Raw genomic sequence first — 20562 nt, forward strand, 5'->3', positions numbered from 1 at the left:
TGAACCACAGTTCATCTTACGTGTGAGGACTTCCGCCATGCCTGCCAAGACCGCCCTTGTCACCGGTGCCTCCTCCGGCATCGGCGAAGCCACCGCCCTCAAGCTCAACGAGCTCGGCTACACCGTCTACGGGGCCGCCCGCCGCACCGACCGCCTGGCCAGGCTCGCAGACCGTGGCATCCGCCCGCTGGCCATGGACGTCACCGACGACGCCTCCATGCAGGCCGGCATCGACAAGATCATCGCGGAGACCGGCCGGATCGACGTGCTCGTCAACAACGCCGGATACGGCTCCTACGGTGCCCTCGAAGACGTCCCCCTGGACGAGGGCCGCTACCAGTTCGAGGTCAACGTCTTCGGCGCGATCCGCCTGACCCAGCTCGTCCTGCCCCACATGCGCACCCGCCGGTCCGGCACCGTTGTCAATGTCACCTCCATGGGCGGCAAGATCTACACCCCGCTCGGCGGCTGGTACCACGGCACCAAGTTCGCCCTGGAGGCCCTCAGCGACTGCCTGCGCCTGGAGGCCAAGCCCTTCGGCATCGACGTCGTCGTCATCGAGCCGGGCGGCATCGCCACCGAATGGGGTGCCATCGCCGCCGACAAGCTGGAGAAGTCCTCCACCGACGGCGCCTACGCCACCCAGGCCGCCGCCGTCGCCTCCTCCCTGCGCTCCGAGGCCAACGCCAACCGCAACTCCCCGCCGTCCGTCATCGCCGACGCCATCGCCAAGGCCGTCACCGCCCGCCGCCCCAAGACCCGCTACGCCACCGGCTTCGGCGCCCGCCCCCTCATCGCCCTGCGCCGCCTCCTGCCCGACCGCGCGTTCGACACCGTCATCTCCCGCGCCATCGGTCTGCCGCGCTGAACCATCCGGCACAGCCGAGGCCCACTGGGTGCTGTCGAAACTCGCGAACCGTTCGACGGCCGTCGCCGCTCAAGTGCCTCCCAAACTCGTCAACAAGTGCTGTCGCAACTCGTGACCAGAGCCACGCCGACCGACACCGAGGTGCTGCGCACCCCCGGAACACCCCCGCGTCGGCGGGGAGGACGCCATCTCGCCCTCGCGGCGGGGGCGGCCCATCGGAACACCCCCGCGTCGGCGGGGACGACGGTGCGGATGCCGACGCCGAGGAAGACGTCGTCGGAACACCCCCGCGTCGGCGGGGAGGACAAGCGGTCGAGGTGCTCGGCAGCGCGAGCCTGCGGAACACCCCCGCGTCGGCGGGGAGGACCCCGCCGGGCCGCGACGATCCGGCTGGAGATCCGGAACACCCCCGCGTCGGCGGGGAGGAGGACGGACGGCTACCGGAAGGCACCGTCGTCGTCGGAACACCCCCGCGTCGGCGGGGAGGAGGAGATGAAGGTCTGTCGGCTGAGCGGGTCCTACGGAACACCCCGCGTCGGCGGGGAGGAGATGACGCTGGAGGAACTGCGCGCGACCCACGCCGGAACACCCCCGCGTCGGCGGGGAGGAGCCCGGGCCCGTTCTAGAGGATGAGGCACTGAACGGAACACCCCCGCGTCGGCGGGGAGGACCCGAGTCTGACCGGGCGGCCGCCAGCGCCTCGCGGAACACCCCCGCGTCGGCGGGGAGGACCAGCTGGACATCACCTACGGGCAGCAGGTCGGCGGAACACCCCCGCGTCGGCGGGGAGGACTTCAATCGAGTGAATTCCCATGGATGGACACGCGGAACACCCCCGCGTCGGCGGGGAGGACACGGCACCACCGACACCTGGAGCTGACCGTGGGAGGAACACCCCCGCGTCGGCGGGGAGGACTTGGCGGGCGTTGCAGCCGTCGCCGTCGAGGTCGGAACACCCCCGCGTCGGCGGGGAGGACGTGGCAAGGCGTCAGGAGATGCAGCACCCGGACGGAACACCCCCGCGTCGGCGGGGAGGACCTCATCGGCACCGAGCGCCCCTTCTGGTGGCACGGAACACCCCCGCGTCGGCGGGGAGGACTCAATTCCGGTGCACGTAAACCGAGTTGGTGTCGGAACACCCCCGCGTCGGCGGGGAGGACCCCGGCTGACGGTTCGAGCGTTGCCCGGGGGGCGGAACACCCCCGCGTCGGCGGGGAGGACCGGCGGTGTGCAGCCCGGGCACCGGGTCGATCTGGAACACCCCCGCGTCGGCGGGGAGGACACGGGCGGGACAGCCGACCGCAACCGGCCGGCCGGAACACCCCCGCGTCGGCGGGGAGGACGCGTGCCTGACGTGCCGCAGGGCGTCAAGTCGCGGAACACCCCCGCGTCGGCGGGGAGGACGAGTCGCCCGGTCAGCTGGATCTGGGACTGGACGGAACACCCCCGCGTCGGCGGGGAGGACGAGGCTGTCCTCGGGAAAGAGGACATGCCGGACGGAACACCCCCGCGTCGGCGGGGAGGACGTGGGTTCTCCAGGATGATCGGCACGGGGTAGCGGAACACCCCCGCGTCGGCGGGGAGGACTCGGCGTCGGTGACCGGCTTGGGCTGCTTGCGCGGAACACCCCCGCGTCGGCGGGGAGGACTCAGCACCGGTCTGGACAGGACAGAACATCAACGGAACACCCCCGCGTCGGCGGGGAGGACGCGCACCCTGGACCGCGCCCTGGCCCAGGCCGCGGAACACCCCCGCGTCGGCGGGGAGGACGCCCTTGGCCTGGCGCTGGTCGACGTCGTCGACGGAACACCCCCGCGTCGGCGGGGAGGACGCACTCAGGTCGGAGATCGACAGTGGTGGCAGCGGAACACCCCCGCGTCGGCGGGGAGGACCTCGTCCTCGAACAGAAGTCCCGAGAGTAAAACGGAACACCCCCGCGTCGGCGGGGAGGACGACGCCCTGTCCACCTGGATCATCAACACCAGTGGAACACCCCCGCGTCGGCGGGGAGGACCGCAGCTGAAGCCGGGGGAGAAATCAAGGTTGAGGAACACCCCCGCGTCGGCGGGGAGGACGAGCCGCTTGATCCGCTGGCCGATCGTCAGATCGGAACACCCCCGCGTCGGCGGGGAGGACAATCCCTCGGCGTCTGGGACGACGAGGAGCTTCGGAACACCCCCGCGTCGGCGGGGAGGACGCGCCCATCCCGGCCGGCTGCGGTCCGGGGTTCGGAACACCCCCGCGTCGGCGGGGAGGACGCCCGCAGCTCCTTGGCGGTCTCCTCCATGTCCGGAACACCCCCGCGTCGGCGGGGAGGACGTCTCGTCCTTCGCCTCGGCCGTCGCGGTGGCCGGAACACCCCCGCGTCGGCGGGGAGGACACTTCGTGACCTGCAGGTTAGTGGCGGCTTTGCTCGTTCTTGACCGACGCTGAGGGCGGCGGGACCCCGGTCATGCGGATGAGGGTGAGGCCGTCGAAATCGACCGGAATGCGGCGTCGGGTACCGGCGGTGCGGATGGCATAGCCCTGTTCGGTGGGGGCGGGGTGGACGAGGAGGGCAGCTCCGTCACCCACGGTGTCGGTGACGGCTTGCCAGAGCTCGTCTCGGACGCGAGCGGAGAGGGTGCCGACGAAGATGCCGGGAACGACTTCTGTGGTCCAGCGGCTGAGGGCGCCGCGGAGGTGGTCGGGGGCGGCGGTGGTGGCGATGACGGCCATGGATGGCAATGTCAGCCGTCCTTGTCGTTGGCGTAGTTGACGCCGGCCGGAAGGGCGCCCGCCTGCGGGTCCCACAGGTGTACGAGGCGTACGTCGTGGCGCTCCGACGCGTCCTCGTCGACTTCGGCGTCGGGAGTGAGCAGGGTCTGAATGTCCTTGACGATGCGTGGCATGAGGCGGAGGAGACGCAGGTCTTCGCGGAACTTGCGCCGGGCGTCCTGTTCGGGGTTGTCGGCGGCGTGGAGTGAGAAGGCGACGGGCAGGGTGGTCCGGGCCTTGTACAGGTCGGCGATGTCATAGACGAACGCGTGCTGGGTGCCGGCGTGGACGAAGCCGAGGGCCGGCGAGCAGCCGAGGGCGAGGAGGGCCGCGTGGACGACGCCGTAGAGGCAGGTGTTGGCGGCGGACAGGGCGAGGTTGACGGGGTCCTGCTGGTGCCATTGGTCGGGGTGGTAGTTGCGGCGGAATCGGCCGATGCCGTGTTGTTGGGCGAGGAGGCGGTAGAGGGCTTTCATACGCTGGCCTTCCAGGCCGCGCAGTTGGGCGAGCGTGGTGCCCTCGGGGACGTCGTCGTGGAAGCGCATGCGGTACATGCGGGTGGCGACGTCGAGGCGGGTGGCCGGTTCGGCCCAGGCTGTGACCTGTTGTTCGAGCCAGTGGGTGGTGAGGGAGTCGGGGAGGATGCCGGCGTAGGCGCGTACGGCTCCGGAGCCGGTGCAGACCACGCTGGTGTTGTGCCGGGCGAGGGTGGCGAGGGCGCGGGTGGTGATGGAGACTCCGGGGCCCAGGAGTACGCAGGAGATGGCCGCGGTGGGGATGTACACGGTGTCGGTGCGCTGGTTGTCGACCTGGATCTGGGCGCAGACGCCGGTGTCGTCCTGGACGATGCGGACCATGTCGAGGTAGAGGAAGGACAGGGAGTCGGCCACGCGGGGGAGCATGGCGAGGGTGGGCGCGGCGAGTCGTTGGCGTGCGTCGCCCCGGCGGCGGGGTGCGCTCACGAGGTCGTGGCGGGGGCGAGGCTGAGCAGGCCGGCTCCGTAGGACTTGGCCCGGCCGATTCCGGTGAGGACGGCTGCGGCGAGGGCTTCGGGGTCGGTGACGGTGGCGGTGCCGTCGTAGCGGATGAGGTTGTGCCGCATGGAGGGTGCGTTCTCGTCGCCGCGCGGTCGGGTCGGGTGGGCGGAGTCCAGCGGCGTGGGGTGGAGGGTGGTGAGGTGGAGGCCGGCTTCGGCGGCCCGCCGGGCCCACCATTGGTCGGCGTCGGGGCCGGTGAGGGCGATGAGTTTGCCCCGCCGGCCTTTCAGGTCGAGGGGGAGGCGTTCGCGCTTTACGGGGTTGACGACGGTGCGATAGCGCACGGCGAGACCTTTGCGCAGGGCGCGGAACATCGGTGTGAGGTCTTTGATCTGGGTGCGGCCGTAGTCTGCGGGCAGGCCGGAGGCGTTCAGCGGCGCGGTGGCCTGGACGAGGAGGGTGAGGTCGCGGTCGGTTTCCTCCACCCGGAACAGCAGCCCGACGTCGTACCGTGGAGTGGCGCCCAGGTTGTCGGGGACCAGCCGCATGAGGGTCTTGTGCATCTGGGTGGCGTCGCGCAGGTCGCGTTGGACGTCCCGGCTGCGGGTGTTGAGTTGGATGCGGGCGAGGGACGCGGCGGGGGTCATACGGACAGTTCCTCTGGGGTGTTCATGTAGGCGAAGAGCCGCTGGTACACCGGGGTGCTCCCGTCGCCGGCCAGGTGGGCGGGCAGCTGGCGGGTGGTGCGGTGCAGGTGGCGCTTGGTGTGGGTGCGCCGGTGCTGGTCGAAGCTCTCGGGAGTGTCGTAGAGGGACAGCGGGACAGCGCTGTCGGGGAGTTGGCCGGGGTGGTTCTCCCAGATGAAATCGACTGGGATCGTCTCCCGGTCGCGCTTACCGAGCCTGGGATTGGGGCTGAGCGGCACGCGCTCGACCAGTTCCCGTACGGGGTCCGCGACGCGAGCGCGCAGCAGGAGCGGCTCGTCGGGGATGCAGGAGCGCCGTCCCAGGTAGGGGGCCCAGTGCGGGCGTTGCAGGGCGGTGGCGATCCCCGCGGTGACCGGGCCGGGGCCGGCGACGGCGACGGTGAAGACGGCGTCGGCCAGATAGTGGCGGCGGGTCACCACCGCGTCTCCCTTGTGGTCTCCACCGCTGGTGGCGGCGGTCCGGTCCTTGGGCAGGCCACCGCCGGCGGTGTGGAAGTCGGTCAGGGGCACGCCCGGGCGGTCGATGCGGACCGTGAACTCGAGGGCTTGGTAGCGGGCGAGGTCCGCGCCGCGGGGCAGGCCTGCGGCGGCGGCGAACATGCCGATGAGGCCGGAGCGGGTGGGGAAGGGCGCGCTGTCGCGTTCGGTGGGGAAGGCCGACCGCTCGCCCCAGGACTGCAGGGGCGCGGCCAGCCGCAGGAGCAGGCCCGTCACTGCCGCGTCTCCGGCTCCGTCGTCTTGGGCTCCACGGTCCCCGGTTCCGCCGTCTCGGGCAGGGCGGCGTCGACGGCGGCGGTGACGAGTGCCGGGTACGAGTCGTAGCTGCGGCCCAGGCCTTGGTACCCGTCCGGGTCGATGGACGCGTGGCCGTCGAAGCGCCGATTGCGCCCGCCGGTGAGGCGGTTGAGGTTCTTGGCGTAGTCGGCCAGGGCGATGCGCGAGGGCGCGGAGTACCCGCCGGCGCGGTCGGCCTTGACCGGAGTCTCGAAGGCACCGGCGAGGGACAGGGGACGGTGGGTGCGCACGGCCAGGTACGCGAGGTCGGGGACGGTGTGCGGGGCGGTGCTGTTCTTCTTCGCCTGCGGCAGGGACATCAGGAACTGCTCGGCGAAGGAGGCCAGGACCGTCCGGGCGGCCTTGCGGTCGCCCTCGAGATTGGTCAGCAGGTCGGTGATGTTGACCGTGGCGAAGCGGTAGAAGACGCCGGCGCTGAACTCGCTGGTGTCCAGGTGGCCGCTGCCGGTCTCGTCCTGGTCGAGCCAGTCGTCCACCGCAGTGAAGTAGTCCCGCTGGGGCTCGCTTGCATGGGTGGTGAACGCGTGGGCGACACCGGCGGCGCCGTCCACGTTCGCGCCGGGCAGTTCGGCGAGCATCCGGCCGAGCAGACTGATGGACGCGGTGCGCCGCTTGAGGATCTCCTCCACCTTGGTGGTGGGGAGCAGCTGTCCGGGCTTGCTCTTGCCCAGCCCCTGTTCGAGGGTCTCGCGGTGCTCGGTGCAGAGCGCGGTCAGCTCGTCGATGCCGGCCTCGGGCAGGAACAGCAGGACCGAGGTGTGCCCGGCCTTCTCGACCCCGAGGCCCTTCTTGCCCGCACTGGCGGCGACCTGGGCGCCGGCGAACTGGGCGAGGTCGGCGGGCCATCCGGCCTTCACCAGGGTCTCCGTGACCTTGACGGGCACCAGGCGGGTGCGGGTCGCGGTCTCTCCCAGCTCGGCCTCGACGCCGTGCCGGATGACGCGCTTCCAGGACTGGCTGGAGACCCGGATGCGAGTGGCGCCACCGTACTGGACGGTTTTGGGCGAGCCGAGGTCGTCACGGTTCAAGTTGGCGACCGGGACGGACTGGAGCGCGCTCAGGTCGAGGAACACGGACATCAGTCGTTCTCTTTCTGCTGGGAATTCTGGCGTTCTTCGCGGCTGCGGACGAGGAAGTAGCTGTCCATCCAGCGCGCGGCGATCTGTTCTCGGTCTCGGCTCCACCGGGCGAGGTCGTCGAGCAGCAGGGCCCAGTCGACGCGGACGCCCTTGGTCTGGAGGCGGCGGGTGAGGACCGGAAGGCGTCGGTGGAGTGCGTGGACGTTCTGGCGGGAGATCAGGTGGAGTTCCTGCTCTGCCGTGTCCGGCTTGAAGCCCCGCTCGCTCGCGGCGCGGGCGAGCCAGGCGCCCAGGTCGCTGCGCTGCCGCTTCTCCGCCGCCGGACCGTCAGCGGTGGCGGTCTCGCGGACGCCTTCGCGGGATGCGGGCGGACGGGAGGCGATCAGTGCCGCCACCAGGTAGTGGGCGCTGCGGTCGTCCCGGTACCTACCGTCGATGCACAGGTATTCCGGCAGGAGCGGCACGAGGTAGCCGTGCATCTGGTGGCAGCGTTCCACCGGGAGGCCGAGGCCTGTGCTGAGCGCGGCGCGGGCCTTGGTGCTCCGCGCGCACAGGTCGACCACCTGGTCGACGAAGACGTGAGGCTGCCGCTTCGCCGGGAGCGGTTCGGCTCCGCACGCCCGGGTCCGCTCCTGGTGATAGGCGCTGTGCCAGCGGGTGAGCACGGCGTCCCGTCCGCTGTTCCAGCGCCCGAGGTCGTTCAGCAGGACGGCCCAGTCGATGGGCACGTCCTTGGCCTGGAGCCGCTCGGTGAGTCCGGGCAGCCGCAGGCCCAGCGAGTCCACGCTCGTCCGGGCCATCGCCAGCAGGTCGCCCTCGGCCGAGCTGGCTTTGACGACCTCCTCGTTGACGGCGCGAGCGAGCGACCATCCGAGGTTGGCGCGCCGGCGCCGGGCCTCCCACTCCAGGGCCGAGATCGCCTCGGGCAGCGGCACTTCCCCGTGCCGTGCTGCGGGAGGCCTGGCCGCGATGAGCGCGGCGGTGATGTACCGGGCGCGCACCACATCGGGAGGCATCGTGTCGGTCAGGCGCGGTGCCAGGTGGCGGTCCAGGCGGCCGCACCGCTCGAGTGGGCGGCCCAGCCCGCTGCGCAGGTCCGCCCGGACGCGGGTGCTCGCGCACCGGTCGAGGACGTAGGTGACGAAGCCGTCCTCCGGCCTGGCGCGGGCAGCAGGTGGGCGGCGCGATGCGCTCGACGGCGTGGCAGCGGTCGTCATACCGACTCCATGAGGGGTGGACGTGCGGAGGTCAGTCACCGGCGGGCCGGCTGCCGTCGTCGGCGGGCACCAGTGCCAGCAGCGCGGCGCGTGCACGGTTGCGGGCTCTTGCCACACGAAGGTCGCCTCGGGCGGTTCCGATGGTTTCGTCCAGCACAGTCAAGGCCGCCTCGACGAAAGGCCGGTACGGGTCGACAGGACGATCCTCCGCCTCCACGAGCCACCAGAACACGCGCTCGGCAGCCGGCCAGAAGCGACGGAGGGCCGCCTCCGCCCACGGGCCCGGCTTCTTCGCGTTCAGCTTCACCTTCGCTGACGGATCACCGCCGGGTTCGGTGGCCAGCTTCCAGCCCAGCCGAGCGGCGAAGTCGAGCCGCTCGCCCACGTCCTCGGCCGCTCGGTGGCACCGGTCCACACGAAAGGCCATCCGCTCGTCGACCTCCTGCTGCCAGCCGAGCACCGGGGGAGTCGTCGCCTCGAACCAGCCTCGGTCGCGCTGCTGGCCGTCCTGGTCGAACCCGTAGGCACGCACCCGCAGTTGCGGCAGCAGATCCCGGGGAAGCTTCTCCAGGATCGGCGGCCGCCGGCTCCTCCCGTCCGTCGTGCGCAGCAGCAGGGCATCGAGGTCACGCCACAGAGCGCGCTGCCCGCTCGCTAGCCGAGGGGCAGGCTGGCCGTCCCCCTTGGGCATGTCCAGGATCACGTACGGGTCGGCCGCCGACGCCACGGGCTGTCGGGTCGCCCACGTCACGTACGCGTCCCTGACCTGGGTGCGGTCTTCGGTGGGGTCCAGCAGCACCGCGTGGCGGGAGCGGCCCGTCAGCAGACGTGTCGGCCACGTGGGAGGCGCCAACGGCCCCAGCGGATCGTGGAGTTCCTCCTCCCACGGGCACAGATCAGGGATCGTGGACTCCGGAGTACCACCTGGGGCCGGCACGGCCAGCACCAGCGTCGTGAACAGCCGCTGTGCCCATGGATGGAAGGAGATCACCTTGCGAAGCGGGCCGGCGGTCCCGTTGCCCGGCTTGTCCGGGGTGATCCGACGCGGGGTGCACTGCCCTGACGGCCCGTAGTAGAGCTGCGCGATCAGATGCCAAGCTGCTTCCCGCGCGGGGACGGCAACCGGGGCTGTGTCCGTGAAGTGCCCGAACAGGACAGCGCCGTTGACCCCGGTCGGGCGGCCGAAGACCAGCTTGTTCACTCCGGACGGATTAGGATTCCCGGCGGCGTCCACGCACGCGGTACGAAGGCGCGGATCCTGCAGGAACGGCCGCTCGGAATCGAAGAGGTCGAACCGGCCGGCCAGGTCCGCCCGATCGAAGTACCCGCTCACCGCCGCGGGATCGAAGCGGCCCTTCGCCAGGATCCGGCGCCTCGCGCTGAACCACTCCGCGGCATCCTCGGCGAGATCCTCGTCGTCCAGGTGCGTGCCGCCGTCCAGTGCGATCCGCACCGTCATCGCGGCCAGAAGCCGCAACAAGCCCGACGCCGCCGGCGGCACCGGGACCTCGAGATCCTCGATCTCGTGGGCGCGAAGGAACAGCTCCCGAAGCCCTACGGAGGCCGAGGAGCTGTTCAGCCTCACCGGGATCCACGGTTCGTCCCGAAGATCGAACCCGTCCGACATGCCCTGCTTCCTTTCCGGTCCGCACCACGACTCACCTGCACGAAGGCGCGGTGCTTCAGCCCCTCGCCAACGTCACCTGAGCAGCGTTGCCAGCCAACCACATGCCACTGACAAGACGTGTCGGATCGCAGGAAGTGCCTGCTTGCCTCCGCGCTGGATGTGGCGATCAAACACCTCACAAGCTTGGAAACGTGGGGTGATTCTGAGGGGCGAGGGTGGACTTGCACTGCAGCGTAGCGATGTGGCAGAACTGACGTGGCATCAGCGGTGCAGCGACCCCCGGTGGCGGCTCTTCGGGTCGCCGTGCTCGCAAACGGGGGACTGCCCGGTGGTGTGCTTGTCGGCAGTGCGCAGCCGCTTCTGTCCTTGCCGTCGATAAAAAGAAGGGAAGGTTGAGTAAGTCGTTCGACTTTGAGCCCGCCGAGTGCGTGACGACCGCAGGGAGTCATCTCCTCGCCGAAGTGAGGGTGTTTCGCTTGGCAACATTGGGTGCATCCATGGAAGCCCCGAATTCCTCGCCGAAGCGAGGGTGCTGTGGCGGGCGCATCAGATCGTCACCGGTCTGTCAGGGGGAAGGCCGTCTATCACATTGCGACAGGAGTATGAACTCGACCGGTACTTGAGCTCTGAGGTCTGCAATTTCGGACATGGCAGGACCTCTCATCAGCGTGAGCGCTCCAAGGCCGCCGGTCGGACCGGCGGAGGTTGACCAATCAATCAACCTCATGAGAGGAGCCTGTTCGATGTCCCACCCCAAGCACCGTTTCTGCAAACGACTTCGGATCAGATTCGATGTGCTTGCCACCTGGTCCGAAAGCCCGCAAGGGCGGCTGGTTCGCTGGGCGGTTGGCGCTGTGCTGGCAATTGTCAGCCTAGGGCTGACCGCGTACGGCGTGGCGGCCGGCCACCCCTTGAAGGGATGACCGGCCCTGGGCGGTGATCCACGAAGGCCCTGCGCAACCGCTTGTCCGGCTGGGGCGTGGGGCCTTCGTTTCCGTTCGCCGAGTGGCGAACATCGTGCGCTGTTGGCGCAGCGCCCAAAGCAACAGTGTATCGGAGTGGCCCACCTTCGGGGTTGAGCGGTATGAAGATCGCTCGGAACACACACCAGCCTGACCCCGATTAGGAAGAGCCTCGGTTCTCTTCTTTGCTTTGGCTGATTGACCGCTGGCGCACAAGTCCCAGATCCTCGTCGAGTCGCAGGCTGTGGTCGCCCACTGCCACTGCCTGCGCGACGCTGTTGCGAGTAGGCTGGCGGAGCATCAGGAGCTCGGAGAGCATCGGGTGATCGGCCCAGGCCTCGGGACGGTGGTTATCCGCGCAGCCCTTGAACCAGGTCTCGCTGACCGGGATGGTCCGGCTCATGACCGCTCGAACATCAGCGACCGCCATTCGCCCCCGATCGTCCGGCTTCGGCAACTCCTGCTGCCCTTCCGGGTCAAGCGTGATGTTCCCGCCATCATGCTGGTACACGCACAGCAGACGAACTGCGTCCGCCCCCAGTCGCGTCGCCGCCTCCCACTCGTCCTCCGTGCCGTCCAGGTGGTGGAGCTCCCGCAGCTCCGCCACCTGCCTGGCGCGCGGGATCGCGATCACCTCCCCAGCGGTCTGGTGTGCGAGCCTCTTGCCGACAAACGCAGACCGGGCCGCGGACTGCCGGGGGTCACCCCAGTCGATGAACCCGTCCCGATCCCCGTGCACCTCCTCCACCAGGCCGGGCACATCGCCGGGGACGGCGATGGACCCTCTGCCGGGCAGCGACAGGGCCTGCGAGGTCTTGACCAGAAGGAACTCGGCGTAGACCTCACCCCACTGCTCCGGCACCCCGCCGCCATCGACCACCGGATCGAGCACGACCAGCCGCGGCCCGGTCTCGACGGCCCAACCCGGACGCGGCTTCCCGCCCGGACGCCCACGTGCGCTCCAGTGCGCCTCGTGGCGCCAGCAGCGACCGGCGCGCTGAAGCAGCAGCGCCATCGGCGCCAGGTCGCTGATCACCACATCGGCGTCGAGGTCGAGCGACTGCTCGACGACCTGCGTCGCCACGATGATCCGCCGGTCGGGGCGGGGACCGGTGCGGCCCATGCCGGCCGTGACCTCCGAGGTGCGTGCCTCTCGAACATCGCCGGGGAACCGGGCGTGAAGCAGGAGGATGTCCTTGTCGTCCAGACCGCGGCCCCCGTAACGCTCCTTGAGCCGGGTATAGGTCTGCTGCGCGTCGGCAACCGTGTTGCACACCACCAGCGCGCAACCTCCATCGGCGACCAGCTGATCCAGGTGCTTCGCGATCACCGCCAGCCGTGCACGACCGCCGCCATTGCCACCGGCCCCGTGCGCCACCCGCTCCACCTGCACACACAGGTCCATGGGGCGCTCCAGCGCCTGCTGGTCGCGCCGCTCGCGTGAGATCGAGGTCTGCTCGGCCGTCGCGGCGTCCACGTAGAGCCATCCAGGGTACGGGGAGGCGAAGGAAGCAGCTTTCAACGCACTTGGCCGGTGGCCGGCGCCACGCAGGTACTCCTTGATCAGGCGGTCACTGACGGAAGCCGGGAGAGTCGCCGACAGCAACACGACCGGCGCGCCGTACGCCCCCAACCAGTTCAGCAAACGCCCCAGCAACACCTGCATGTACGGGTCGTACGCGTGCGCCTCGTCCACGATGAACGTCTTGCCGGACAGCGCCAGCAACCGAAGTGCGTTGTGCCGCACGGGAAGTACGCTCATCAGCGCTTGGTCGATCGTGCCAACCGTGAACTGCGCCAACAGCGGCCGCTTCGCGCCCCGCAGCCACTGCCTGGGTCTCATCGCCAGCTGCTCCCGCGAGGCAAGCCCGCCGCCGGCGCCCGCGTCGTCGCCGACGAGTACGGTCTCTCCCTCGCACAGGTCACCGTCCGCGTACGCCCTGCTCAGCCAGGCCATGCTGTGGGTCAGTGTCAACCCGCCGCCGCAGCTGGCACTCTGGCGATCGAGCGCCCCCGCCACCCGGCGGTGCATCTGATCGCTCGTGGCCATTGTCGGCAACAGAAACGCGAGCCCCCGCGTGCCGAAGGCACCCGACAGCACCCGCTCGGCCTCCAGCGCGACCTCGCTCTTCCCGTCGCCGGGAGCGGCCGTGACCAGAAGGATGCCTGCCTTGCCGCGGCCGGCCCCGGCCGCAACCGCTGCCGGGAGATCCTCAATCACCGAACGTTGCAGCGGATTCGGTTGCCCTTCGATACCGTATGCCAGCGAGAACTCGGCGCGCGCCAGCTTCACCGGAACCAGTCCGGCCTCCCGGGCGAGTCCTTCGGCGTCCGCGCACGAGTTTGCGAAATGCCGCTCCAGTGATGCTTCGAGAGTGCTCTGGCGACGACGAAGGTAGTCCTCCTGGCTGACCAGCCAGTCGGCCAGGATCACAACCCCGGTCACCAGTACTGCCGCAGAAGCCGTGAACTTCTTCGGCTGTCCTGGCGCTCCGACCGCCGCGTGCACCGCCAGCGCATGTGCCACCCGTTGGCGGGCGTACGCTTCCCCGCCCAACCCGACCTGCGACGGCCCCGGAGCGTTGGCTGCCCGGTATCGGAAGAACCGACCATGGTGGCCACCGATGATCTCGGCGATACGCTCGGCAACGCCGTGGTCCTGCTGGTCGTCGAAGCCGAGAGCGTGGAGCACGGCCGCTGTGCACAGCATGCCTGCCTCATCGTGAGCCAGCCGCTCCTTGCCGATCTGATCTGCGTCCATGACCAGTTCCTGGCTCAGATGCTCACGACCCTGGGCGTCGCAGAACTGGAACCCGGACAACTTGCCGATGTCGTGGAGGCCGGCACACAGCCCGGTGATCGCCCGCGCCTGGGCGGGATCATCGGCAAGCCCGAGACCATCGGCGATGCAGCGCCGTTGGTTGTCCGACAGGTAGTGATCCCACAGCCATAGCGCCATTGCCGACGCGTCCAACAGATGCCGCACCAAGGGGTAACGCGGGTATGCCGGGTCCAGCCCTCTGGCCTTCGCCCATGCCGATTCGTCTGGGATCTCGGGCGGTTGACGCATCATCGGACGTCCTTCCTTGACGGTCAGGGACCTCAGCAGAACACAAGCACGTGTCACTGACATCGCACGCCTGCGCAGCACGGCTGTACGGTGACCTCATGGACTCAACCAATCGTTTCCTCGCCGCGCATCGTCTGGCAAAGAACGAGCAAACCCTCTGCTGAAGTGCAGGTCAGAAAGTCTCCTCCCCGCCGACGCGGGGGTGTTCCGATTGTCTATACGGCGGGCACGGGCGCCGTCCCCTCCTCCCCGCCGACGCGGGGGTGTTCCGTCGACGCTCCTCGCCGACGTGCCGGACCAGGTCTCCTCCCCGCCGACGCGGGGGTGTTCCGCTGGCTTTGCGGGCGGCGCTGGCCCGCTCCTGCTCCTCCCCGCCGACGCGGGGGTGTTCCGGTGGCCGGGTCGAGCGTCTGCCGGTGGTCGATCTCCTCCCCGCCGACGCGGGGGTGTTCCGAAGAACCGCCGCACGGCGCCCAGGCCGTAGAACTCCTCCCCGCCGACGCGGGGGTGTTCCGCCGGTGCCAGCCTTCGTCGCGTCCGTCAGCAGCTCCTCCCCGCCGACGCGGGGGTGTTCCGAAGGCCGGCCGCGCGGCGATGCTCCTCGGAGGCTCCTCCCCGCCGACGCGGGGGTGTTCCGTCCGGGGGAAAGCGGTACGCGGTGATCTGCCACTCCTCCCCGCCGACGCGGGGGTGTTCCGGGAGTGGGGGTGATGCGCCAGATCAGTCCGCGCTCCTCCCCGCCGACGCGGGGGTGTTCCGTCGGCGGCCAGGCGCTGGTGCATCGCGGTCAGCTCCTTCCCGCCGACGCGGGGGTGTTCCACTCGACCAGTTTTCCCCACGCACCCAAACGAGCTCCTCCCCGCCGACGCGGGGTGTTCCCGTCCCCGGGTAGGGGTGTCCCTAACCCAAATCCTCCTCCCCGCCGACGCGGGGGTGTTCCGGGGAGCACCCTGCCGCGGGTGAGGGTGGCGAGCTCCTCCCCGCCGACGCGGGGGTGTTCCGATGCCCCCGCCGGGATCTGGCCCGGCGGTCGACTCCTCCCCGCCGACGCGGGGGTGTTCCGCACGTCCTCGGCCTCCTCGTACAGTCGCCGGACTCCTCCCCGCCGACGCGGGGGTGTTCCGGCCAGGAGGAGGAGCGCCAGGGCGACCGGCACCTCCTCCCCGCCGACGCGGGGGTGTTCCGGTCATCGCCCTGGAGGCCGCAGCGTGAACACCCTCCTCCCCGCCGACGCGGGGGTTTTCCGGCCAGGAGGAGGAGCGCCAGGGCGACCGGCACCTCCTCCCCGCCGACGCGGGGGTGTTCCGGTCATCGCCCTGGAGGCCGCAGCGTGAACACCCTCCTCCCCGCCGACGCGGGGGTGTTCCGCCGCTGATCCTCGGCCTGGTCGCCACCCCCGACTCCTCCCCGCCGACGCGGGGGTGTTCCGAGGTGATGCAGGCTCGGGTGTACACCCAACTGCTCCTCCCCGCCGACGCGGGGGTGTTCCGATCCTTCGTAAGGTCATGGGCCTGCCGGAGCCCTCCTCCCCGCCGACGCGGGGGTTTTCCGACGTAGTGGTTGACGTTGATGTCCTGGCGGACCTCCTCCCCGCCGACGCGGGGGTGTTCCGTTCCCGCACTGGATCACCCAGTACGGGCAGTGCTCCTCCCTGCCGACGTGGAGGTGTTCCGGAATGGATCGTCTGCGACAACGCGGCGACCAGGTCCTCTCCGCCGACGCGGAGGTGTTCCGATAACATGCTCAAGATCAGCTCGGATGGCAGGGTCCTCTCCGCCGACGCGGGCCGTAGGAGCGGACCGCATCCCGGCTCGGCCCGGCCGATGTACGGCTGGCGGCGTCGAGGGCTCGGCTGATCGCCTGGTCGACGCTCTCGGCGTGCGCGGCCGCGAGGAGCGGCCGGACGTCGACGCCGCGTTCCTGCAGCGCGTTCATCGTGGCCGCCAGCCCGGGCCATGCGGGGGAGGAGAGGATCGCCTCGCGAACCGGGCCCGGCGGCATCGTCGAGCGCAACAGCCGCGCCCATTCCTCCGTTCCCTCGGCGGTGGTCCGCGCCGCGTCGGCCGCCACCGCGTCCCGCACCAGGACGGAACTCCTCCAGGTCGACACCGGCACGGTGCAGCGCGACCAACTGCTGCGCCATGGCCGGCCAGTCTGTGTCGGACATCAAGGCCCACGCCACGTCGGGGGAGACCAAGGCCCCGTGTGGCAGCGGGCCTGCTCCGGGCGGCTCACCGTCAACTTCTCGCAGCCCATCGCCGGCACCCTCGCGACCGTCAACGTCAGCGGATCCGGTGAGATGACAAGTGCATCGTTTGGGACGGCGGGCCTACGACCATCAAGTCGGCCGCTGTCTCCTTCACCGGCAGTGTGACGAACGCCAGCTGCACGGGACTCGCAACCGCCACAGGCAACATGACGATCGACTGGTACGACGGTCCGAACCGCACCGGAAACCTCGTCGGCTTCTCCACGGTGTCCACGAGCACCCCGCAGGAGGCCGAGGCCGACACCGTTGACAACGAGCTCGCCACACAACCGTCCGGCAGCGTGACCAGCGGCAGCCACTTCCGGGCGCACCCTCACCGACGGAATCCTCCCAACCGGCGACAGCTGACCTCCGGCGGATAGCTGGTCGGGCCATGAGCGGGCGTCATGCTCGGGCAGCGCAAACGAGTCAGCCTCGTGCGGCTGCTCCCTGCGGCGTCCCAACGGCGCTCCCGATTTGCTCCGCACCGGAACGGCATCGACAGTCGATCCATGACTCCATCTCAGTTCCCCTCGATGGCTCGAGATTTGAGGCGGAGCACGCCGATTCTGCTCTCCCTTCCCCTCATCGGCGGCCTGCTCGGCGCTGCCCCGCTTCCGGCGTCCGCGGTCGCGCAGGCTACTGCGCCGGCGATGTACGCGTCCAGGGCGGCCGCGCGGTGACCGGTGGCACCGCGCGGGCGGTGACCGGCCTGGTGCTGTCCGCCGCCGGTGACCACCCGATGGCCCTCCGGCCGCCGGTGCGGCACTGATCGAGGGCGGCGGGCCCACCCACCCCCACGGTGGGCCGGCCGCCCTCGGTCAGTGCGCGGGGCGGGCGGGGGCAGTGGGGCCGCCGTGGACCTGGTCGACCGGGTTCTCGACGTCGCGGGGTGGTGTCGGTTCCGGTGAAGGGGTGGCGGCCGCGGGCGGGGGAGCGGGCGTGCGGGTCGCGGCCGGGGGCGTGCCGGCCGGGGCCGTCCGGGGCGGCGCGGGGGTGACCGGAGACGGGGTGGCGACGGGGACGGTCGGCGAAGCGGCCGTCGTGGCGGTGCCCGGCGCGGTCGGAGTGGCCGTTACAGGCGGTGTCGTGACGGCGGGCGGGCCGGAGGGCTGGTCGGTACCGCCCTTGTCCGAGTCGCAGGCCGAGACGGCTCCGAGCGTGGCGAGGACGAGGATGGCGATCCCCACGGCGCTGGGTCGGTGCATGGCGAGGGTACTCCCGGGTCCGGCGGACGGTCTGCCGATGGGACGGTAGCGGCGCCCGTCCGGTTCCGAGGACGTGCGAAGGCCCCGCCGGCCACGGGTGGCCGGCGGGGCCGGGTGAGAGACGCCGGAGGTCAGCCGGCGATCCTCCACAGACCGTGCCCGTGGATGGCGGCCATCAGGTAGCTGCCGTCCGGGGAGACGTAGGCTCGAACAGCACCAACGCGCACTCAGCGACCCCTCGCCAACAGCAGGCAGACACTACTGTCCTCAGCTATGACCGAGCCGACCTACCTGCACGCCACCCGGGTGGCCTACGACACCGTTGCCGTCGACTACGCCAAACTTGTGCCACCTGCGTTCGAGGGCGATCTGTACGGCCGCGCGATGATCAGCACGTTCGCTGAACTCACGCGGGCCGTCGACGCCGGGCCTGTCGCTGATCTCGGCTGCGGGCCCGGCCACGTGACGGCACACCTGCACTCCCTCGGGGTGACCGCGTTCGGCATAGACCTGTCGCCGGAGACCGTTGCGGTTGCCCGTCGCACGCACCCGGACCTGCAATTCGACGAAGGGTCGATGACCGACCTGGACCTGGCGGACGGCACTCTCGGCGGCATCATCGCCTGGTACTCAACCGTCCACACCCCTCCGGAGCACTTGCCGGTAGTGTTCGCAGAGTTCCACCGCGTGCTGGCCCCGGGCGGCCATCTGCTCATGGTCTTCAAGGCAGGTGACAAGCACCGACGCCTGGAGAACGCATACGGGCATGAGCTCTCCCTCGACATCTACTGGGTGTCTCCCGACCGCCTCTCCGAGCTGCTGAGCCAGACCGGGCTGGTGGTGGATGCCCGGTTGATCTGCGAGCCCAGCGAGAGTGAGAAGCCCCGGCAGGGCCAGCAGGCATACCTCCTGGCCCGAAAGCCGGGGCAGCCGGCCGGTGATCCGGAAAAGCGGGCAGCCGACAACGTCGCGTGAGACACCGCGTGGCACGACAAGCCGTCGAGCACGCCTCGCCGAGGAGGTGGGCCTGCGGCGCAACAAGCTCACCCACAAGCACACCGGGTTGAAGGAGTTGTTCTACGCGCTGGCCAAGACCTTGGAACGGCCGGCCACGGGCCCGGGCGGGCCAGAGGGCCTTCGATCTTCGGCGTCAGCAGGTCAGCAGGCCGCGTACGGCGTCGCTCACCTCGGGCAGCTCGCCGGGGAGGGCCCACTGGTGGGCGTCGTGCTCGGTGAGGACGACGGGTTCGGTCTTCTCCACGGTGACGGCGAAGTTGAACTGGCGGGTGGTTCCGCCGCGGCTGTTCCGGTAGTCGAAGTGGCCGACGTAGCCGGTCACCTGGTCGACGGTCAGGCCGGTCTCCTCAGCGGTCTCCCGGTAGAGGGCGTCCAGGATCGTCTCCCCGGGCTCGACCGTGCCGGAGGGGATCTCCCACATCCCGCCCAGGTAGTCGTCGGGGTTGCGACGGACGAGCAGGGTGCGGCCGTCGTGGTTGATCACGGCAGCGGCGACGAAGCCGGTGATTCCGGCTGCCTCGGCGTCGGCCACCAGGCCGGCCACGAACGCGGGGGAGGTGACGGTCATTGCAGCTCCTTGTGATGGTCGCTGATCTTGACGGCCGCGCGGACGTACTGCTCGGCCAGTTCGAGATCCTGCTCACGATGCCAGACGGGGAGCTTGATCGTGTGGGCGTGGGCGTGGGCGTGCTCGGCGACGGGGAAGTCTCCCGGCTTGTACCGGCGGTGGACGATGGTGGGGCGGCCGTGGATCAGCCTCGGCCACCCGATCTGGCCGCGGTAGGGGGCGAGGGCACTGTCCACTCCGCCTACATCCCCTCGGCCGCCTGTCCGGGACCGGCGACCGCCCGCGCTGGGTCGGCGGCGCTGATCAGCTGGCGGAGGGCGCCGTAGTAGACCTCGTGGTCGACCACGGCGGACAGGACCTGCGCCACGTGGCCGGTCAGCGCCGGGAACTCGTCCGGGTCGAGGGCGGCCAGGGCCTGGCGGGTGGTGGCCTGGGCGGCCTTGGGGTCGCGGTGGTCGACGAAGCTGGCGCTGCCCAGGGTCAGCAGGTAGAGCCGCCGGTAGGTGACGATCGCCTCCTCGGGGCTCATGCCGGCCGCGATCGACTCGGCGAGTTGGGGCTCCACGAGGCGCCTCAGCAGCTGCGGGCCGAGCCAGGGCCGGCTGCCGCGCAGCGCGACCAGGCCCGGATGGGCCGTCAGCACCTCGTACAGCGCGGTGAACCGCCGCTCGGTCGCGCCGGCCCAGTCGGTTCCGGGCTCGATGTCCGGGAGCCGGGCGGCGAGGTGGTCGGTGACCAGGTCGAGCAGTCCGGCCAGATCGGTGCAGCGGCGCTGGAGCGAGGCCACTGAGATGTCCAGCGCGGCGGCCAGCGTACGGAAGCTGAGCGCAGCGTGCCCGTCCTGATCCACGATCAACAGGGCTTGCTCGGCGATCCGTTCGGGAGTCGCGCGGTCCAGGGAAGTGGATTGCCTCGGCATGCGAGTCAGCGTACGGTACAGCGTACCGCCACGGTAGGTTCCCGACTCCTCACGGAGGCGACATGCCCCGCACCACGGCCCTCGACCCGCTGTTCACCGCGGTGGACGCCGCAGCCCTCACCGACCGCACCTGGCCAACCTCGCGGCCGGTACCCTCGCGGCCGTCCGCGTCCCCGACCTCCTCGACCGGAAACCTGCCAGGCGGCGATGGCCGCGCTGGACCGGCTGCCGACCGCTGGCCACGACCCGACCCGGGTACCCACGGGCGCGACGCGGAGGCCGCCCGGGCGGCCTGGCAGCGGGCCGGGATGTGTCCGGGACCAGGAGGTGCTCGCCCAGCTGGCGTTCAACGCCTGGGTGCCGGTGCCGGAGGCAGGCGGGGCGACCACCGTATGGCGCCACCGCTGGGAGCCGGCCGACGAGCAGCACCGCCAGGCGTACGGCTACGGGGCCGGGGTGGGCTGCCGTTCAACCCGGCGAATTTCCACGCGGTCGCGCCGAACCCCACCGGCCGCCGGATCGCCTTCGCGTTCTTCCTCGGCCT

At 70.6% G+C, this 20562-nt stretch carries 15 protein-coding genes and 2 CRISPR repeat arrays; of the genes, 3 read left to right on the forward strand and 12 right to left on the reverse strand.

Features of this window, described 5'->3' with window-relative positions; genetic code table 11:
* The first annotated feature begins 37 nt into the window (after nucleotides 1-37).
* Nucleotides 38-868 (forward strand): oxidoreductase, encoded by an 831-nt coding sequence (locus AB2U05_RS34325; protein ID WP_369185393.1) that lies wholly within the window; start codon nucleotides 38-40, stop codon nucleotides 866-868.
* A gap of 144 nt (nucleotides 869-1012) precedes the next feature.
* Nucleotides 1013-3248: direct repeats of the CRISPR family, unit length 28 nt; unit sequence CGGAACACCCCCGCGTCGGCGGGGAGGA.
* Between the two features lie 17 nt (nucleotides 3249-3265).
* Here the strand turns inward: AB2U05_RS34325 and cas2e are convergent.
* Genes cas2e through casA form a run of 7 tightly spaced genes read right to left on the reverse strand, consistent with a single transcriptional unit; the run spans nucleotide 3266 to nucleotide 10026 of the window.
* Entirely contained in the window at nucleotides 3266-3595 is a 330-nt protein-coding gene (cas2e, locus tag AB2U05_RS34330; protein ID WP_369185394.1) for a type I-E CRISPR-associated endoribonuclease Cas2e, read from the reverse strand.
* Nucleotides 3596-3597: 2 nt separating this feature from the next.
* Nucleotides 3598-4527, reverse strand: a complete 930-nt coding sequence (gene cas1e, locus AB2U05_RS34335) for a type I-E CRISPR-associated endonuclease Cas1e (protein ID WP_369185395.1) — start codon at nucleotides 4525-4527, stop codon at nucleotides 3598-3600.
* Between the two features lie 56 nt (nucleotides 4528-4583).
* Nucleotides 4584-5249, reverse strand: a complete 666-nt coding sequence (cas6e, locus tag AB2U05_RS34340) for a type I-E CRISPR-associated protein Cas6/Cse3/CasE (RefSeq protein WP_369185396.1) — start codon at nucleotides 5247-5249, stop codon at nucleotides 4584-4586.
* Nucleotides 5246-6022: a type I-E CRISPR-associated protein Cas5/CasD gene (cas5e, locus tag AB2U05_RS34345; RefSeq protein WP_369185397.1), complete on the reverse strand. Its 777-nt coding sequence runs from the start codon at nucleotides 6020-6022 to the stop codon at nucleotides 5246-5248. Before cas5e ends, cas6e begins: the two co-directional genes overlap by 4 nt.
* On the reverse strand, nucleotides 6019-7182 hold the full coding sequence (gene cas7e, locus AB2U05_RS34350; RefSeq protein ID WP_369185398.1) for a type I-E CRISPR-associated protein Cas7/Cse4/CasC: 1164 nt from the start codon (nucleotides 7180-7182) through the stop codon (nucleotides 6019-6021). Before cas7e ends, cas5e begins: the two co-directional genes overlap by 4 nt.
* On the reverse strand, nucleotides 7182-8399 hold the full coding sequence (gene casB / locus AB2U05_RS34355; RefSeq protein WP_369185399.1) for a type I-E CRISPR-associated protein Cse2/CasB: 1218 nt from the start codon (nucleotides 8397-8399) through the stop codon (nucleotides 7182-7184). The genes cas7e and casB overlap by 1 nt, the downstream gene beginning before the upstream one ends.
* Before the next feature lie 31 nt (nucleotides 8400-8430).
* Nucleotides 8431-10026, reverse strand: a complete 1596-nt coding sequence (casA, locus tag AB2U05_RS34360) for a type I-E CRISPR-associated protein Cse1/CasA (RefSeq protein WP_369185400.1) — start codon at nucleotides 10024-10026, stop codon at nucleotides 8431-8433.
* A gap of 743 nt (nucleotides 10027-10769) precedes the next feature.
* Between casA and AB2U05_RS34365 the strand changes: the two genes are divergently transcribed.
* A complete protein-coding gene (locus tag AB2U05_RS34365) occupies nucleotides 10770-10949 on the forward strand; it encodes a hypothetical protein (RefSeq protein ID WP_369185401.1) in 180 nt (59 codons plus the stop codon).
* A 199-nt stretch (nucleotides 10950-11148) separates the two neighbouring features.
* On the opposite strand, the gene AB2U05_RS34370 is transcribed toward AB2U05_RS34365, so the two are convergent.
* Both AB2U05_RS34370 and AB2U05_RS34375 read right to left on the reverse strand, forming a co-directional pair.
* On the reverse strand, nucleotides 11149-14061 hold the full coding sequence (locus AB2U05_RS34370; protein WP_369185402.1) for an HD domain-containing protein: 2913 nt from the start codon (nucleotides 14059-14061) through the stop codon (nucleotides 11149-11151).
* 178 nt (nucleotides 14062-14239) lie between these two features.
* Nucleotides 14240-15853: a CRISPR direct-repeat array (repeat unit 29 nt; unit sequence CTCCTCCCCGCCGACGCGGGGGTGTTCCG).
* A 1274-nt stretch (nucleotides 15854-17127) separates the two neighbouring features.
* Nucleotides 17128-17514, reverse strand: coding sequence for a hypothetical protein (locus AB2U05_RS34375; protein WP_369185403.1), 387 nt, complete (start codon nucleotides 17512-17514; stop codon nucleotides 17128-17130).
* A 273-nt stretch (nucleotides 17515-17787) separates the two neighbouring features.
* Between AB2U05_RS34375 and AB2U05_RS34380 the strand changes: the two genes are divergently transcribed.
* Complete coding sequence (locus tag AB2U05_RS34380; protein WP_369185404.1) at nucleotides 17788-18489, forward strand: class I SAM-dependent methyltransferase; 702 nt, start codon at nucleotides 17788-17790, stop codon at nucleotides 18487-18489.
* A 175-nt stretch (nucleotides 18490-18664) separates the two neighbouring features.
* On the opposite strand, the gene AB2U05_RS34385 is transcribed toward AB2U05_RS34380, so the two are convergent.
* Genes AB2U05_RS34385 through AB2U05_RS34395 form a run of 3 tightly spaced genes read right to left on the reverse strand, consistent with a single transcriptional unit; the run spans nucleotide 18665 to nucleotide 20018 of the window.
* On the reverse strand, nucleotides 18665-19099 hold the full coding sequence (locus tag AB2U05_RS34385) for an NUDIX hydrolase (protein WP_369185405.1): 435 nt from the start codon (nucleotides 19097-19099) through the stop codon (nucleotides 18665-18667).
* On the reverse strand, nucleotides 19096-19335 hold the full coding sequence (locus tag AB2U05_RS34390; protein ID WP_369185406.1) for a hypothetical protein: 240 nt from the start codon (nucleotides 19333-19335) through the stop codon (nucleotides 19096-19098). The genes AB2U05_RS34385 and AB2U05_RS34390 overlap by 4 nt, the downstream gene beginning before the upstream one ends.
* Nucleotides 19336-19340: 5 nt before the next feature.
* Nucleotides 19341-20018 (reverse strand): TetR/AcrR family transcriptional regulator C-terminal domain-containing protein, encoded by a 678-nt coding sequence (locus AB2U05_RS34395; protein WP_369185407.1) that lies wholly within the window; start codon nucleotides 20016-20018, stop codon nucleotides 19341-19343.
* Between the last annotated feature and the right edge of the window lie 544 nt (nucleotides 20019-20562).

Origin of the sequence: Streptomyces sp. Y1 (assembly GCF_041053115.1) — a bacterium.
GTDB lineage: Bacteria > Actinomycetota > Actinomycetes > Streptomycetales > Streptomycetaceae > Kitasatospora > Kitasatospora rubellomurina.

Excerpts from the sequence above, each read along its gene's own strand:
- AB2U05_RS34325 (WP_369185393.1), top strand. The coding sequence starts at position 38 with ATGCCTGCCAAGACCGCCCTTGTCACCGGTGCCTCCTCCGGCATCGGC.
- cas1e (WP_369185395.1), bottom strand. The coding sequence starts at position 4,527 with ATGCTCCCCCGCGTGGCCGACTCCCTGTCCTTCCTCTACCTCGACATG.
- cas6e (WP_369185396.1), bottom strand. The coding sequence starts at position 5,249 with ATGACCCCCGCCGCGTCCCTCGCCCGCATCCAACTCAACACCCGCAGC.
- cas7e (WP_369185398.1), bottom strand. The coding sequence starts at position 7,182 with ATGTCCGTGTTCCTCGACCTGAGCGCGCTCCAGTCCGTCCCGGTCGCC.
- casB (WP_369185399.1), bottom strand. The coding sequence starts at position 8,399 with ATGACGACCGCTGCCACGCCGTCGAGCGCATCGCGCCGCCCACCTGCT.
- casA (WP_369185400.1), bottom strand. The coding sequence starts at position 10,026 with ATGTCGGACGGGTTCGATCTTCGGGACGAACCGTGGATCCCGGTGAGG.
- AB2U05_RS34365 (WP_369185401.1), top strand. The coding sequence starts at position 10,770 with ATGTCCCACCCCAAGCACCGTTTCTGCAAACGACTTCGGATCAGATTC.
- AB2U05_RS34370 (WP_369185402.1), bottom strand. The coding sequence starts at position 14,061 with ATGATGCGTCAACCGCCCGAGATCCCAGACGAATCGGCATGGGCGAAG.
- AB2U05_RS34375 (WP_369185403.1), bottom strand. The coding sequence starts at position 17,514 with ATGCACCGACCCAGCGCCGTGGGGATCGCCATCCTCGTCCTCGCCACG.
- AB2U05_RS34380 (WP_369185404.1), top strand. The coding sequence starts at position 17,788 with ATGACCGAGCCGACCTACCTGCACGCCACCCGGGTGGCCTACGACACC.
- AB2U05_RS34385 (WP_369185405.1), bottom strand. The coding sequence starts at position 19,099 with ATGACCGTCACCTCCCCCGCGTTCGTGGCCGGCCTGGTGGCCGACGCC.
- AB2U05_RS34395 (WP_369185407.1), bottom strand. The coding sequence starts at position 20,018 with ATGCCGAGGCAATCCACTTCCCTGGACCGCGCGACTCCCGAACGGATC.